Source organism: Pseudarthrobacter oxydans (genome assembly GCF_030812335.1).
GTDB classification, from domain to species: domain Bacteria; phylum Actinomycetota; class Actinomycetes; order Actinomycetales; family Micrococcaceae; genus Arthrobacter; species Arthrobacter oxydans_B.
The window spans coordinates 123,798-138,828 of sequence record NZ_JAUSSN010000005.1 but is presented as its reverse complement, the minus strand read 5'-3'; the positions used below and the strand labels follow the sequence as shown (position 1 = coordinate 138,828).

Here is a 15,031-nt window from a genome sequence, read left to right as displayed (position 1 = left end):
GGAGCACCGGTGACGCGACAACTTGCTTATTTGTGGAATGAGCTTGACGGAATAGCCGGCGAGGAACAGCACAGCCGAGAGTATCAATGACCATTCGGAGCGCCTTCACCATGCTTCTCGCGTCATGGCTGACTCATCTACCGCCGGAAATGTCATCTGGTGCCCGGGGTCGCTGCCGGCAATAAGCGCCGGTTTACTGACAGATCGCGCTAAAGTGTCCGTATGCCCAGGATTTCGGCCGCGAGCAACGCCGCCCAACGAGCCGAGACCCAGCACCGCATCCTGACCGCCTTCGGCGAACTCCTGTTCACGCACGGGCTCCCGGGGCTGACCATGACCGACGTCGCACGCCACGCCCGGATCGGCCGCACCGCCGTGTACAACTACTACGCGGACATCGAAGAGCTTCTGATCGCCTATGCGCTGGATGAGACCGAGCGCTTCCTGGTCGAGCTGCGCGAATCCCTGGCTGCGCTGGAGAACCCGGTGGACCGCCTGGCCCTGTACGTCCGCGCCCAGGTCGAGGACCTCAGCCGGCGGCACCTGCCGCCCGGCCCCGCGATGGGGGCCGTGCTCTCGCCAGCATCGTTCGCGAAGCTGGCGGACCACGTCGGGGAACTCAGCGTGCTCCTGCAGGGCATCCTCCGGGACGGCATCGCCCAGGGCTACCTGCCCGAGTCGGACATCACCCAGCTCGCGCAGCTCATCCACGGCACCCTGTCCTCCAGCGCCGCCCGCGGTGACGGCGTCGGCCAGGACGCCGAGGCGGAGGCCCGGGTTGCCCGGACTGTGCGGTTCGTCCAGCTCGGCGCCGGGGCCCGGTTCGGCGACGACGGCCGACCCCTTCGTGTATCCACCTGACGTCCGGGCCCGGCGCTACCCGGCCGGCGGGGTGGGCGTCACGGGCGACCCGGATTCGTCGGCGATCCGCCGGTCCTCGCGCGGGCAGCTGAGTTGGCCCGGCGTCTGGTCGACGAGTTCCGGGTTCGCCAGTTGCTGGAAGTCTCCGGTGAGGATGACGTCCACGCTCGGGTCTGTCCGGCCGTCCTGGAAGTAGTCCGAGCCCGGCAGGTTCCGCTGCACGGTGAACGCCGCGGACTGGCCCGCGGCGCCGGAAACGACCAACGCTATCCCCCGGTAGCTCGAGGTCGTGTTGGCAACGGCCCCGACGATGAACTTGCGGGCCGCGAACTCGTCGGCCACGGAGCGGGCCAGGCCCGGGCGGGAGGTCGAGTTGAAGACATTGAGGTTGATCGTCTCCGGCGGCGTGTAGTCGAAGCGCGCTTCCGGGCAGACGGACGCGGCGGCCTGGCTGCGCTCCGCCGTCGGGATCTTGATCTGGCCGTTCATGATAGCCAGCGCAACGACAATGGCGGCGGCCACCAGCCCGACGAGCAGCACCAGGACGACCCCGTGCAGGATGCGTCGTCGCTTCCTGACGGGATTGTGGTTAAGCTCCTCGTCCTCCACGAAAGTGGCCCGCAGATCCGAGCCGGTAATGACCTGGTGTCCGTGCAGGACGGTGACGTCCTTCGGCTTTCTAGCCATTTATCACCAGCACACGCGCGTGGATCGCTGTCCGCTGGTGCAGCGCGGTCCGAACGGCGCGGTGCAGGCCGTCCTCCAGGTACAGGACGCCGCGGTATTCCACCACGTGCGGGAACAGATCGCCGAAGAACGTCGAGTCCTCGGCCAGCAGCGCCTCGAGGTCGAGCGTGCGCTTGGTGGTCACCAGCTCATCCAGCCGGACCGGCCGCGGCGGCAGCGTTGCCCAGTCCTTGGGCGTGGTGTAACCATGGTCAGGGTACGGGCGTCCCTCGCCCACGGCTTTGAATATCACCCTGCAAGACTAAGGAACTTGGACGGCCAAAGGAATCCACGACTCCCGGTGCCGGGAGGTTGTAGCCAAACAGTAACCATTTGTCATACCGTGCCGCCCGAGCTGTCACAGTCAACACCGTGACAGCGGTACGGTCCACAAGACATGCAAAGATGCCCGGCTGCTGGGAGAATGGGGCCATGACAATTCCCGAGACCTCAGCGTCCCCCTCGCCGTCGGCTCCCCCGCTGGCACTGTTGCTCGACGTCGACGGTCCCGTGGCGAGCCCCGTCACCCGTGCGGTGCAGCCGGTGATCATCGCGGACCTGCTGGCGCTGGCCGCGGCGGGGATCCCGGTCATCTTCAACACCGGCCGGTCGGCGGCCTTCATCCGCGAACAGGTAATGGAACCGATGATCGCCGCCGGAATGCCGGCCGGCACCCTCATCCATGCCGTGTGCGAGAAGGGCGCCGTCTGGTTCAGCTACACCGCCGCGGGACCCGGTCCGGTCCACGTCGATCACGATCTGGCCATCCCGCGGAGCTTTGGCGACGACGTCCGGCGTCTGGTGGCCGAGGACTACGCCGCTCACATGTTCTTCGACGAGACCAAGCTGGCCATGGTCTCCGTGGAGCAGCACATCGCCGTCGAGAACTCCGACTACCGCGCCGAGCAGCAGCTCTTCGACGCCGATGCCATGGAGCTGATGGGCCGGCACGGCCTCGGTGTGGTGCGGCTGGACCACCACGCCCCGGATTCCGATGACCGGATCGACTACCGCGTGGATCCGACCATCATCTCCACCGACATCGAGTCGGTCCGGCTCGGCAAGGACCTCGGCGCGAGCCGGGCCGTGGAGCTGCTGGCGGCGCAGGGTGTCACCCCGCAGGCCTGGCGCACGGTCGGCGATTCCCGCACCGACTACGCCATGGCCGACTGGCTGCACCACAACGACCACCCGGTGAAACACGTCGACGTCCGGCCCGCCGACGGCATCCCGGTGAAACCGTATGACGTACTCACCGCGGCGGACCTGGGGCTTGGCGAGGACGTCATCCACGACGACGCCGGGGCGGCTTTCCTGCACAGCTGGCGCCAGGCACTGCTGGGCTGAACCGGCGGACTGCAGTAACCCCCGGGCCGAGGGCTCCGGGGGCGGACGGGGGCCTCTTGCGGCCCACACTGGCGGCGTTCCAGCCGCGGAAATTCGGGTCGATTTTGGGGCGGACGTTATTATGCAAGTAGGGACACATTCACGCAAACAATCACGGAGAATCGAAATTACAGACGCATTGGTCCAGGACGAGATCTACTACGGCAGCCAGGCATCGGTCGACGCCCACGACGAGGTCACCTCCGCGGCTGCCGTCGCGAGATTCCGGGCGCGCCAGGACGTTGTGCGCCGCCGGGGCCGGTACGGACTGATCAACGAGAACCGCACGCCGTACCAGGCCATGGTCGAGGACCTGATGTTCATCCGCTCGGTGCTGGACGGCGCCGGGCTGGACTACCTCCTGGTCCGCGGCAACAACGACCGGCCCGTCATCGCCGTGGACTGGAAGGACCGCAAGGAACTCCGCGACGCGCTCGTGGAGGCCTGCCACGATGAGCCCTTCTACTCGATGAGCGTCGACGCCAAGAAGAAGTCCTCGGTGCTGGTTGCCGACGGCGAACTCTCCCCCAACCGGCAGTCGCGGATCTTCCGGCTGTACCGTCCCCGGGTCGAACCGGAAGGCGGCTTCGAGTTCGGAGCCTCGGCCGGCGTGCAGCTGGAACTGTGGAGTTTCGAAGGCGACGAGCTGATCCTCCCGATCGAGAACTCGCTGACCCGCCGGACGATGCTGGCCCAGGACGCCGTCCGCGGCACGGTTGAGCGGTACGGCCACACCTGGCCCACCATCGAGAACATGTTCGCGGACCATGCCAGTGACATCAGCTTCGACATCGATCTCGTGTTTTCCTGGGTGGACGGCAGCTCCCCGGAGTACATTGCGGCGCGGCGCGCACGGATGGCCGGCGTTGTCGTGGGCGAAGGCGACGACCACGAGGCCCGCTTCCGCCAGATCGACGAACTCAAGTACGCGCTGCGCTCGGTTTACATGTTCGCGCCCTGGATCCGCCGCATCTTCATCGCCACGGACTCCCCCGCGCCCTCCTGGCTGGCGGACCACCCGAGTGTCACGATCGTCCGCAGCGAGGAGTTCTTCGCCGACCCCGCCGTGCTGCCCACCCACAACTCGCAGGCAGTGGAGTGCCAGCTGCACCACATCCAAGGCCTGTCCGAGCACTTCCTGTACTCAAATGACGACATGTTCTTCGGCCGCGCCGTCGGACCGGACATGTTCTTCACCCCTGGCGGCATCACGAAGTTCATCGAGGCGGAAACCCGGATCGGGCTCGGAGACAACGACACGGAGCGCAGCGGGTTCGAGAACGCGGCCCGGGTGAACCGGAAGCTGCTCTGGGACCGGTTCGGCCGGATCACCACCCGGCATCTGGAGCACACGGCTGCGCCGCTGCGGCGCAGCGTCGTCGCCCAGATGGAGCAGGAGTTTCCGGCGGAATTCGCCAAGACGGCGGCCAGCACGTTCCGCGCGGCGGACAACATCTCTGTGACCAATTCGTTCTACCACTACTACGCGCTGCTCACCGGCCGCGCCGTCACCCAGACGGCGGCCAAGGTGCGCTACGTGGACACCACCGCACGGGCCGGACTCAACTACCTGCCCAAGCTGCTCGCCAAGCGGAACATGGACTTCTTCTGCCTCAACGACGGCAGCTTCCCGGAGGTCCCGGCCGAGGAACGGGCCGAACTCGTGACGGACTTCCTGGAGAAGTACTACCCCATCAAGGCTCCCTGGGAGAAGTAGGGGTTAGTTGCTGGCGGTCAGCCGGCGGTGGCCCGGCGTCCTGGCCGGGTCTTCGAGCTTCGCCTTGACCGGGATGCGAATCCCTGCCGCGGTGATCCGCCGCTGGGCTTCCGCGGCCGAGACGAGTTCGCCGACTGCCGGGGTGTCGCCGAGCAGGACGACGGAGTGCACGATCGTGTGCTCGTAGACGTGGACCAGGTTGAAGGCCTGTCCGCCGTCGCGTCCGCGGGTTCCGCCGACCGGCACGTTAAGGTCCTGCGTGTAACAGGTGGCCGACGCCACGGAGACCGGGATCCCAGCGAAGGTCGCCGTCGTCGAATAGTGCAGGTGGCCGCCCAGAATCGAACGGACGTCGGAGTTCCGCAGAACCCCGGCCAGTGCCGTCTGGTTCCGAAGTTCCACCAGGACGGCGAGGTCCAGGACCGAGGGCACCGGCGGGTGGTGCAGGGCAAGGATGGTCCCGTCCGGGGCGGGAGTGGCGAGCTCGGCCGCCAGCCACTCCAGCTGATCCGGGCTCAGCTCTCCGTGGTGGAAGCCGGGGACGGACGTGTCGAGGGTAATGATCCGCAGCCCGTTGATGTAGTACGTGTGGTCCACGGGGGCGTCGTCGGCCGGCAGGTCCAGCAGACCGGTGCGGAAGTGGGCGCGGTTGTCGTGGTTGCCCATCGCCCAGATGACTTTCGCGCCCATGGCCTTGCAGGCGGGCTCCACGATGGCCCGCAACTTGGCATAGGCCTCGGGTTCCCCCCGGTCGGCGAGGTCGCCGGTGAAAATCACGGCTTCGGGGCGGGCACCGGAAGCCCGGACTTCGTCAAAGAGTTGCTGGAGCAGGGCGTCGCTGTCGACCACACCATGCAATGGCGCCGAACCTCCCAGCAGGTGGGGGTCACTCAGATGGAGTAAAAAATGACGTGGCCGGGGGTGCTCGGCCTCGATGAGCTCCATTGCTACCTTCCTGGTTGGGTGGAAGCGGTTGCCTCCAGCGTCCCTCTCAGTAATATCTATCCAACCAGACATTCGGCCAACAATGTGCAAACACCAGTAGGCATGTTCGAAAAGAGGCAATAACCGAGTAATCCGGCGGACACATACCTGCCCTGGTCAGGGCCGGCCGTGCCCGCCGGATTATCACTACTCGGATTCCGTGCGGTTTAGCTCAGGTATCCGTTCGGATTCAGCACGTACTTGGTGGCAGCGCCGGCGTCGAACTCCGCGTAACCCTTCGGTGCGTCCTCCAGCGGGATTGCCTTCGCGTTGACGTTCTGGGCGATGTGGACCTTGTCATGCAGGATCGCCATCATCAGCTGGCGGTTGTATTTCATCACCGGACACTGGCCGGTGGTGAAGCTCAGCGACTTGGCCCAGCCGGTGCCGAGACTGAGCGAGAGCGCGCCCTTCTTGGCGGCCTCGTCGATGCCGCCCGGGTCCCCGGTGACGTAAAGTCCCGGAATACCCAGCGCACCGCCGGCGGCCGTGATATCCATCAGCGAGTTGAGCACCGTTGCCGGAGCTTCCTTGGCGTCGTGGCCGTGTCCCCGGGCTTCGAAACCGACGGCGTCGACACCGCAGTCGACTTCGGGCACCCCGAGGATCTGTTCAATCTGTTCCGCGGGCCCGCCCTCGGTCAGATCAACGGTCTCGCAGCCGAAGCTGCGCGCCCGGGCCAGGCGGTCGGCGTTCAGGTCTCCGACAATCACGACGGCGGCACCCAGCAGATGCGCGCTGGTGGCCGCGGCCAGTCCGACCGGACCGGCGCCCGCGATGTAGACCGTGGAGCCCACGCCCACACCGGCGCTGACGGCGCCATGGAAGCCCGTCGGGAAGATATCTGACAGCATCGCCAGGTCCATCATCTTCTCGAGGGCCTGGTCCCTGTCCGGGAACTTCAGCAGGTTCCAGTCTGCGTACGGCACCAGGACATAGTTGGCCTGGCCACCGACCCAGCCTCCCATGTCCACGTAGCCGTAAGCGGCACCCGGGCGTGCGGGGTTGACGTTGAGGCAGATGCCCGTCTTCCGCTCCTTGCAGTTGCGGCAGCGGCCGCAGGCGATGTTGAAGGGGACCGAGCAGATGTCCCCCACCTTGATGAATTCCACGTCCGGTCCGACTTCCACGACTTCGCCAGTGATTTCGTGGCCCAGCACCAGGTCCGCGGGGGCTGTGGTGCGGCCTCGAACCATGTGCTGGTCGGAGCCGCAAATGTTCGTGGCAACGGTTTTGAGGATTACGCCATGGCGCACCGAACGGCCCACGTTGGCGGGGTTGACCCCCGGGCCGTCTTTAAGCTCGAAGCTGGGGTAGTCAATGTCGATCAGTTCGACCTTGCCCGGTCCCTTGTAGGCAACGGCTTTGTTCCCTGTCATCGCTTTCCTCCTGGTTTCACGGACCCCAATATGAGTGTCCAGTTGTGATTCTCGAAGCGTGCTGATGCACCGTCCCCGGGCCTGTGGCAGCGGTACAGCCAGCTCACACACGCGTGTCAACGCCGTGCGTGTGCCCGGGTGATTTCGACGGTCCGGCCAGTCTAGGGCCGTAAGCATACTTAGGGATAGGGGCCGTTGTCCCCTTGTGCTCTGGGAGCCGGCTCTCAGCTAATGGCGGACTGGACCGCTTCAATAATCTCCGATGAGTCCGGCTCCACGGTGGGGGCAAAACGGGCCACCACCTCGCCGTCGCGGTTCACCAGGAACTTCTCAAAGTTCCATTTCACCAGTCCCGGCAAAAAGCTGTTCTTGAATTTGGTGAGCTCGGCGTAGAGCGGGTGCTGGTTCTTGCCGCGGACGTCGGCCTTGGTGGTGAGCGGGAAGGTCACGCCGAAATTCCGCTCGCAGAATTCGGCGATCTCGGCGTCGGCGGCGGGTTCCTGGCCAGCGAACTGGTTGCAGGGCACACCGAGGACCTGGAAGCCCTGCCCGCGGAACTTGTTGTGCAGCGCCTCCAAGCCGGCGTACTGCGGCGTGAACCCGCACTGTGAAGCAACATTCACTACCAGCACCACCTCCCCCTTGAAGCGGCCAAAATCGGTGTCCGTGCCGTCGATGAGGGTGAGCGGAATGCTATGCAGAGAGGTCATGGGAAGGTTCCTCGCGAAGTCGGTTATGAAGTTCGTGTCCGGAGCGGCGTTCCGGAATGGGTCACGACTGTCATTCGATACCAACGCGTGGAGGTATGGGTTTGTGCCGTCTACGGGCCAGGGGACAGTGACGGGTCCGTGGTCGCCGACGGTTCAGCGGTTACGGTGGGCGCGGGCGGCGGCGGTTCCTCGGTGGGCGCCGGGGGCGGCGGAGCGGGCTCCACGACCGGCGGCGGAGGAGGGGGCGGCGGAGCGGGCTCCACGACCGGCGGCGGAGGCGGCGGAGGCGGCGGTGCAGGTTCCGGTTCCACGACCGGCGGCGGCGGTGCCGGTTCCGAGGTGGGCGCCGGCGGCGGGGGCGGCGGAGGAGCGGGCTCCACGACCGGCGGCGGAGGCGGCAGTGCCGGTTCCGAGGTGGGCTCCGGCGACGGCGACGGCGTCGGCGTTTCTGTTGGCGGCGGGGGCTCCGTACTCGGCTCCGGCTCCGCGGGAGGCGGTGGTGCCGTGCTCGGCTCCGACGGTGGCGGGGGCTCGGTGCTCGGCTCCGACGGTGGCGGGGGCTCGGTGCTCGGCTCCGACGGTGGCGGGGTGTCACTCGGCGTCGCTGTGCCCGCCGTCGTCGTGGTCCCGCCCGGCGGCTGGCTCGGTTCGGGTGTTGGCGTGTCAGACCGCGTCTTCGTCGGCGACAGCGCGTCCCAGATGGACGGAGTGGGCTCGGGCGCGGGGGACGAGGAGTATGGCACTCCCGGCAGCGCTGCAGCGGGCACTTCCTCGGCGCCGCCAGCAACTACATGCGTCCCGTCTTCAGACACCGGGATCGCCCAGCCAAGGGAAGTATTGGAGGGCTTGCCGGCGTCGGGCGCGTAGCTGGCCATCTCGAGGGCGCCCAGCTGGTCCGTCTGCACAATCGGGAGAAGTATCCAGTCGTGCGGATTCTTGTGCGAGCCGTTCAGGATGGTCTCAAAATGCAGGTGGCATCCGGTGGAGGATCCGGTCGTTCCCACCCGGGCAATGACCTCGCCAACCCGCACCGAGTCGCCTTTCTTGACGGCGATCCCCTCAAGATGGTTGTACGTGGTGATGAGCCCGTTGCCGTGGTCGATTTCCACGCGGTTTCCGCCGCCCCACGGATGCCAGCCGACAGCCCGCACCACGCCGGCGTCGGCCGAGTAGACTCGGGTGCCGCACGCCGCGGCAAAGTCCTGGCCCCAGTGAAATTCCCCGGATGACCCCGTGATGGGGCTGGTGCGCAGCCCGAACGACGAGGACTCCCGCAGGGATTCGAGTGGGGCCATGAGGTAGCCTTCGGCGGGCCGTTTCAGTCCGGCGGACGCCACATTGAGCTCCCCGGGGACGCCGTCCTTGGAAGTCGTCTCAACCGTTGACCGGGTATAGGCCACGAGCGCCAAGGCATCCGCAGTGAAGGCCGCCGACGTCAGGGCGTCAGCGGCCGGGGCGGTGCGGGCACCGGCCGTGCCCGGAGTGTCCGGATTCAGCGTGCCCGGTCCCACGACGCCATAGGCCTGAGAGGGGGACGGCACAACGGCCGCGCCGCTGCCCGAGAGTCCTTGGACGCCGAACGTCAGGACCGCCAGGGAGAGGCAGAAGCCGCCGGATAGACAGCGCGCAGCAATGATTCGCGCTCTGACTGTCCGCTCACTCGATGAGTTTCCCCAGTGTTTTCCCACGATGTGACTCCCGCATCCTGTTCGCCAGTCCCCAATTTTGCGGACTCACGCTCTTATGGGACCACAATCGCGGGGACCTGGGAACCGTATTAACTACCCCTTTCCAACTACAGGTGGTGGACCAGTAGTCCTCAGGATCGGGGCAGGTACTGGGCGCCGCAGCGGTGGGTGAGAATGGAGTATGCGCAACTTCCTCAGGGAATGGCAGGCAGAACTCAAGCAGACGTTCACCGGGACCCGGGACGCCGTGCCGGACTGGGTCCCGCGCTTGGCGGAAGGCGACGATCCTGGCTACCACTTGCCAGGATCTGCGGTCTGGGCCGTCCACGGGGACATGCCGACGATCGTGGCGGGAATTCGCGCCTTGCTCATGCAGGCGCTCCATCCCGGGGCGCTGGCCGGCGTCCACGACCACTCCCGCTTCCGCGAGGACCCCCTGGGCCGGCTTGCCGGGACGATCCGCTGGATCTTTACGGTTTCCTACGGTTCAACCGCCGCGGCCCGGGCCGCCTCCGACTGGGTGTTGCGGCTCCATGGGTCGGTGCGCGGGGATTACGTGGACGGACATGGCGTCGTCCGGAGCTATGCGGCGAATGATCCGGAGCTGCTCCGCTGGGTGCACATTGCCTTCACCGACGCATTCTTGTCGGCGCACAAGATCTGGGGCAGACCGATTCCGGGCGGCCCCGACGCCTACGTGCGGGAGTGGGCGCACGCCGGCCAGCTCATGGGAGTGGAGTCCCCGCCACTCAGCGAGGCGGAAATGCGCCGGCAGCTGGACCGGTGGCACGACGCCGGCGAGCTCCGTTCCGACGAGAGGGTCGCCGAGACGGTGTCGTTCATCCGCAATCCGCCGCTCCATCGGGTGCTCAGGCCTGGCTACCGGGTGCTGTTCGCGGCGGCCGTGGCAAGCCTGGAGCCCAAATACCGCGACCTGCTGGGACTGCGGACGGCACGGCTGGGCCCCATCCCGCTGCCGGTGCGGCTGGCCACAAAGGTGACGCTCGGCGTCGTCCATCTTGCCCTGGGTCGGGTCGGTCCCAGCGAGCAGGCCGCCCGGGCCCGCCTGCGCAGGCTGGGCCGCCTGGCCTGAGGCCGGACCGGCGCCCGGGTTTCCAGTGCCGGGATTTTGGGGTCAGCGGCCAAAACGTACACATTTGGGCCGCTAACCCCGCTAACGCCCGGCTGCGGGGATTCCGTGGGACGCAAAAAGGCCCCGGTCCAAGGGACCGGGGCCAACCGCGGAGAATGGGGGATTTGAACCCCCGAGGGCGTTAACCCAACACGCGTTCCAGGCGTGCGCCATAGGCCGCTAGGCGAATTCTCCAGTAGCTTCTGAATCAAAAGCAGATACTAGAATACCTGAACTTCCCGGCATCGCCCAATTGACCCCTCGGCCCCCGCCCCACGGGACATGCCCCACGTTAGGCGCCGCCACTGGACATAAGCCCGGAATGCCCACTCGGAGCCGCGAGAAATGGGCATGTCCACCCGCGCGCTCCCCCGCCCCGCGTCCCGCGCCGCCACTGGACATAAGCCCGGAATGCCCACTCGGAGCCGCGAAAATTGGGCATGTCCCGCGGGATTTTCCGGGTGCGCAGTGCACGATTCGGGGCACACTCAAACGTCGGGTAAACTTGCTGACGGCCCCTCATGTGGCGTCATCCTGTTGAACTCCCCCAGGACCGGAAGGTAGCAAGGGTAAATGGGCTCTGGCGGGTGCATGAGGGGTCTTTTATGTCTGTGCCGATTGGTAGGGTTTATCTGTGACTGTTACAACCGCCCTTTACCGCAGATACCGCCCCGATTCGTTCGCGGACGTTATCGGGCAGGAACACGTCACCGAGCCGCTGATGACGGCTCTGCGCAAGAACCGCGTCAACCACGCCTACCTCTTCTCGGGCCCCCGCGGCTGCGGAAAGACCACCTCCGCGCGCATCCTGGCCCGCTGCCTGAACTGCGCCGAGGGCCCCACGGACACCCCCTGCGGCAAGTGCCCCAGCTGCGTGGAGCTCGCCCGCGGCGGCTCCGGATCCCTCGACGTCATTGAAATAGACGCCGCCAGCCACGGTGGTGTCGACGACGCCCGTGACCTGCGCGAACGGGCCACGTACGCTCCTGTCCGCGACCGCTACAAGATCTTCATCATCGACGAGGCCCATATGGTCACGTCCGCCGGGTTCAACGCGCTGCTCAAGATCGTCGAAGAACCGCCGGAACACATCAAGTTCATCTTCGCCACCACGGAGCCGGACAAGGTCATCGGCACCATCCGCTCCCGCACGCACCACTACCCGTTCCGGCTCGTGCCGCCGGAACCGCTCATGGCGTACCTCGAACTGCTCTGCACGCAGGAGAACGTCGCCGTGGCCCCGGGCGTGCTCTCGCTCGTGATCCGCGCCGGCGGCGGTTCGGTGCGGGACTCGCTCTCGGTCCTGGACCAGCTCATGGCGGGCGCCGGACCCAACGGCCTGGACTACGAACTCGCCGTCGCGCTGCTCGGCTACACCCATGCGTCCCTGCTCGACGACGTCGTCGAGGCCGTGGCAGCCTCCGACGCCGCCACGGTGTTCCGGGCCGTGGACCGGGTCATCCAGACCGGGCATGACCCCCGACGTTTCGTGGAGGACCTGCTCGAGCGCTTCCGCGACCTCATCATCGTCCAGGCTATGCCGGAAAGCGCCCAGTCGATCCTCCGCGGCATGCCCGCGGACCAGATCGCGCGTTTGCAGAACCAGGCCCACAACCTGGGCGCGGCCGAGCTGTCGCGCGCGGCGGACGTCACCAACACGGCCCTGACCGAAATGACCGGCGCCACGTCGCCGCGGCTCCATCTGGAGCTGCTCTGCGCCCGCATCCTGCTGCCGTCCTCCGAGCAGACCGAGCGCGGCATTGCCGCCCGGATCGACAGGGTGGAACGCCGCCTGAATTATGCCGGCAACGACGTCGGGGCACCGGCCGCCCCGCACGCCGCCTCCGCTGTCCCGGCCACAGCCGCGCCCGCCGTCGCTGCCCCGGACGCGGCCCCGCTGGCTCCGGTTCCTGCAGCTGCAGCTCCGGCCGCCGCGGGCCCCGCAGCCCCGGCAGCCTCCGCGCCTTCCGTCGCACCCGGGCGCGACGCCGAACCGGCCAGGGAAACACTTACCCCGCCGCGCGTCAGCACCGGCGACTGGCCCGTCGACGAGTCCGCCGCGGTTAACCGTGCGGAGCCCGGGCGGGCCCCGGCACCCCAGCCGGCGCCGGTGCATCCGGCGGCCGCGGCTGCGGCATCCCCAGCCCCGGTCCCGTCCAGTCCGGCCCCCGCTGCACCGACCCCAACCGCTCCTTCACCGGCGCCCGCAGCCGCAGCCGCACCTGCCCAAAGTCAGCCGGCGACCGCGGCTCCCTCAGCCCCGCGCGCCGCGGCCACCGGCTCCGGGCCCGACGTCGAAGTGCTCCGCCGCGCCTGGCCGGAGATCCTGCAGACGCTGACCAAGATCAAGCGGAGCACGTGGGCCCTGGTCGAACCCAATGCCCAGGTGGGCCACTTCGAAGACCATGTCCTGACGCTCGCCTTCACCACCTCAGGGCTGGCCGGCGCGTTCGGCCGGGCGGATCACTCCGAGAACCTGCGGCAGGCGATCCACAAGACCATCGGCATAGAATGCCAGATCAATGCCGTGGCCAGCGGAAGCAACAGCGCAGCGAGCTCTGAGCCAAACCCAAAAGCACCCGTTAGCCGGGACGTCCCGGCCACGTCCACCGACGCGGACTGGGGCCTGACGCCGGCCGCCGCCCCGGCTCCTTCCGGTGCAGCAGAGACCGTCCCGGCAGGGTCGGAGCCTTCGCCTGCTGCAGAGACACCAGCATCTCGTCCCGTCACACCGGCCGCTCCGGTCCAGACACCCGCCGCCGCATCCATCTCGCCTTCCCCGGCGCCGACGCACGTTCCGGCAGCTGTTGCCCCCGAGGAACCGCCGTCTGCTGTGCCGGCAGCCCCGGCCAAAGGTGAACTTCCGAGCGCTTCCCCGGAGGCCGCCGGCTCCTACGCCTACCCCGACGATGACTGGGGCCCGCCGCGGGACGAGGACGCTCCGCCGCTGGACGAGGAACCGCCCATGGACTGGGACCCCGCGGCCCCAGTCGTGGCGCGGGCCGCCCAGCCGGCTCCCGCCCCGCCCTCCGCCGCTCCGGCCCGCAAGAGGGCCGCTTCGCCGGCGCGTTCCCGCGCTGCCGCGAACCCTCCAGCCGGCACCCCGGCACCGCAGGCTCCGGACACCGCCAACGACCCGTGGGCCCGCGCCGTCGAGCAGGCCCCCGGAATCTGGACGATCGGCTCCGACTCCAACGTCGGAAGCTACGCGCCCGGGAAACCCGTGGCCCCCGAGCCGGCGCCGGAGCCGGAACCGCCGCACTACGAACCTGCGGCGGCCCAGGTCCCGCACTACGCCGCAGCAGTGTCGGCTACCGCCGCGTACGAGCCGGTCACCTCGTCGTCCAACGGGTGGGGAGATTCCGCGGAGTTGGTGTCGGTGGGCGCCCCCTCCCTTCCGGCCTCCACAAACGCCGCGCCGATGGCTGCGCCCGCGCCCTCAGCAACCACCGCCCCAGCGGCCGCACCCGCGTCACCGGCCGCGTCGCCGGCTGCGGCCACCGCATCCGCGGCAGCGGCGCCTTCGACGGGCCGGCAAAGCCTCTATCAACGGCTCTCCAACAGCCCGGAAGCCGAAGCAGGCCGCGCCAAAGCCCCGGCCCGGGCAACGGCCGCCACGACCACCTATGTCCAGGACATCCCCAGCGCGGATGACGAAACGATCGAGGAATCGGGCGTCTTCGGACGGGCCGCCGTCGAGCGCATCCTGGGCGGAAAACTTGTTGAAGAGCGGTCCCTGGACGGAAGCCCGCTGCCGCCGCGCTTCTAGCCGCACCGCCGGGTCCACCACCCGTCACCACCCCAAACGAACGAGGACACAGTGTACGAAGGTGCAGTTCAAGAGCTGATCGACGAGCTCGGACGCCTTCCCGGAGTCGGGCCCAAGTCCGCCCAGCGGCTGGCCTTCCACATCCTCGAGGCCGATCCGCAGGACATGAAGCGGCTCGTCGACGCCATCACCAGCGTCAAGGAACGGGTCAAATTCTGCACCGTGTGCGGCAACGTCACGGAACAGGAGCTGTGCAACATCTGCCGCGACCCCCGCCGGGACCCCTCGATCATCTGCGTGGTTGAGGAATCCAAGGACGTCCTCGCCGTCGAGCGTACCCGCTCCTTCCGGGGCCGGTACCACGTGCTCGGCGGGGCGATTAACCCCATTGCCGGTATCGGCCCCGAGCAGCTCCGGATCCGGGAACTCCTCACCCGGCTCAACGACGGCGCCATCCAGGAAATCATCATCGCCACCGACCCCAACCTGGAGGGCGAGGCCACCGCGACCTACCTGGCGCGGATGCTCAAATCGATAGGCATCGCCGTGACCCGGCTGGCCTCGGGCCTGCCCGTGGGCGGAGACCTCGAATACGCCGACGAGGTCACTCTCGGCCGCGCCTTCGAAGGCCGGCGCAACGCCCTGAGCTAGCGGCTCCGCCAATCGCCTCGGCGGCTGC

At 67.8% G+C, this 15,031-nt stretch carries 12 protein-coding genes, 1 tRNA gene and 1 other RNA gene; 7 read left to right on the top strand and 7 right to left on the bottom strand.

The genetic code is table 11. The features are described from left to right. Nucleotides 1-222 precede the first annotated feature (222 nt). Complete coding sequence (locus J2W14_RS10190; RefSeq protein WP_307461948.1) at nucleotides 223-861, top strand: TetR/AcrR family transcriptional regulator; 639 nt, start codon at nucleotides 223-225, stop codon at nucleotides 859-861. Nucleotides 862-876: 15 nt separating this feature from the next. Here the strand turns inward: J2W14_RS10190 and J2W14_RS10185 are convergent, their stop codons facing one another. Both J2W14_RS10185 and J2W14_RS10180 read right to left on the bottom strand, forming a co-directional pair. Further along, nucleotides 877-1,548 carry a LytR C-terminal domain-containing protein gene (locus J2W14_RS10185; protein ID WP_307461947.1) on the bottom strand — a complete coding sequence of 224 codons (672 nt, stop codon included), beginning with the start codon at nucleotides 1,546-1,548 and terminating at the stop codon, nucleotides 877-879. Continuing rightward, nucleotides 1,541-1,840, bottom strand: a complete 300-nt coding sequence (locus tag J2W14_RS10180; protein WP_307461945.1) for a type II toxin-antitoxin system VapB family antitoxin — start codon at nucleotides 1,838-1,840, stop codon at nucleotides 1,541-1,543. The genes J2W14_RS10185 and J2W14_RS10180 overlap by 8 nt, the downstream gene beginning before the upstream one ends. A 179-nt stretch (nucleotides 1,841-2,019) precedes the next feature. On the opposite strand from J2W14_RS10180, the gene J2W14_RS10175 reads away from it, so the two are divergent. Together J2W14_RS10175 and J2W14_RS10170 are read left to right on the top strand one after the other, a co-directional pair. Next, nucleotides 2,020-2,934: a hypothetical protein gene (locus J2W14_RS10175; protein WP_307461943.1), complete on the top strand. Its 915-nt coding sequence runs from the start codon at nucleotides 2,020-2,022 to the stop codon at nucleotides 2,932-2,934. Between the two features lie 121 nt (nucleotides 2,935-3,055). After that, nucleotides 3,056-4,690: a stealth family protein gene (locus tag J2W14_RS10170; RefSeq protein WP_307461940.1), complete on the top strand. Its 1,635-nt coding sequence runs from the start codon at nucleotides 3,056-3,058 to the stop codon at nucleotides 4,688-4,690. A 3-nt stretch (nucleotides 4,691-4,693) separates the two neighbouring features. On the opposite strand, the gene J2W14_RS10165 is transcribed toward J2W14_RS10170, so the two are convergent. From J2W14_RS10165 to J2W14_RS10150, 4 genes are all read right to left on the bottom strand, one after another. Beyond that, on the bottom strand, nucleotides 4,694-5,635 hold the full coding sequence (locus tag J2W14_RS10165; protein ID WP_307461937.1) for a phosphodiesterase: 942 nt from the start codon (nucleotides 5,633-5,635) through the stop codon (nucleotides 4,694-4,696). 206 nt (nucleotides 5,636-5,841) lie between these two features. Continuing rightward, nucleotides 5,842-7,053 carry a formaldehyde dehydrogenase, glutathione-independent gene (gene fdhA / locus J2W14_RS10160; RefSeq protein ID WP_307461935.1) on the bottom strand — a complete coding sequence of 404 codons (1,212 nt, stop codon included), beginning with the start codon at nucleotides 7,051-7,053 and terminating at the stop codon, nucleotides 5,842-5,844. A 224-nt stretch (nucleotides 7,054-7,277) separates the two neighbouring features. Continuing rightward, nucleotides 7,278-7,763 (bottom strand): glutathione peroxidase, encoded by a 486-nt coding sequence (locus tag J2W14_RS10155; RefSeq protein WP_307461933.1) that lies wholly within the window; start codon nucleotides 7,761-7,763, stop codon nucleotides 7,278-7,280. 110 nt (nucleotides 7,764-7,873) lie between these two features. Continuing rightward, the gene (locus J2W14_RS10150; protein WP_307461931.1) at nucleotides 7,874-9,304 is read right to left on the bottom strand and encodes a M23 family metallopeptidase; all 1,431 of its coding nucleotides are present in this window, start codon (nucleotides 9,302-9,304) and stop codon (nucleotides 7,874-7,876) included. Nucleotides 9,305-9,632: 328 nt separating this feature from the next. Between J2W14_RS10150 and J2W14_RS10145 the strand changes: the two genes are divergently transcribed. After that, nucleotides 9,633-10,544, top strand: a complete 912-nt coding sequence (locus J2W14_RS10145; protein ID WP_307461928.1) for an oxygenase MpaB family protein — start codon at nucleotides 9,633-9,635, stop codon at nucleotides 10,542-10,544. Between the two features lie 149 nt (nucleotides 10,545-10,693). On the opposite strand, the gene J2W14_RS10140 is transcribed toward J2W14_RS10145, so the two are convergent. Further along, nucleotides 10,694-10,778: transfer RNA gene (locus J2W14_RS10140), tRNA-Ser, on the bottom strand. A gap of 315 nt (nucleotides 10,779-11,093) precedes the next feature. Between J2W14_RS10140 and ffs the strand changes: the two genes are divergently transcribed. The 3 genes from ffs to recR all read left to right on the top strand — a co-directional run bounded on the left by ffs (nucleotide 11,094) and on the right by recR (nucleotide 15,003). Continuing rightward, nucleotides 11,094-11,190, top strand: an RNA gene (ffs, locus tag J2W14_RS10135) — signal recognition particle sRNA small type. A gap of 27 nt (nucleotides 11,191-11,217) precedes the next feature. Further along, nucleotides 11,218-14,352: a DNA polymerase III subunit gamma and tau gene (locus J2W14_RS10130; RefSeq protein ID WP_307461925.1), complete on the top strand. Its 3,135-nt coding sequence runs from the start codon at nucleotides 11,218-11,220 to the stop codon at nucleotides 14,350-14,352. 51 nt (nucleotides 14,353-14,403) lie between these two features. Next, nucleotides 14,404-15,003, top strand: a complete 600-nt coding sequence (gene recR, locus J2W14_RS10125; protein ID WP_307461921.1) for a recombination mediator RecR — start codon at nucleotides 14,404-14,406, stop codon at nucleotides 15,001-15,003. Nucleotides 15,004-15,031: the final 28 nt, after the last annotated feature.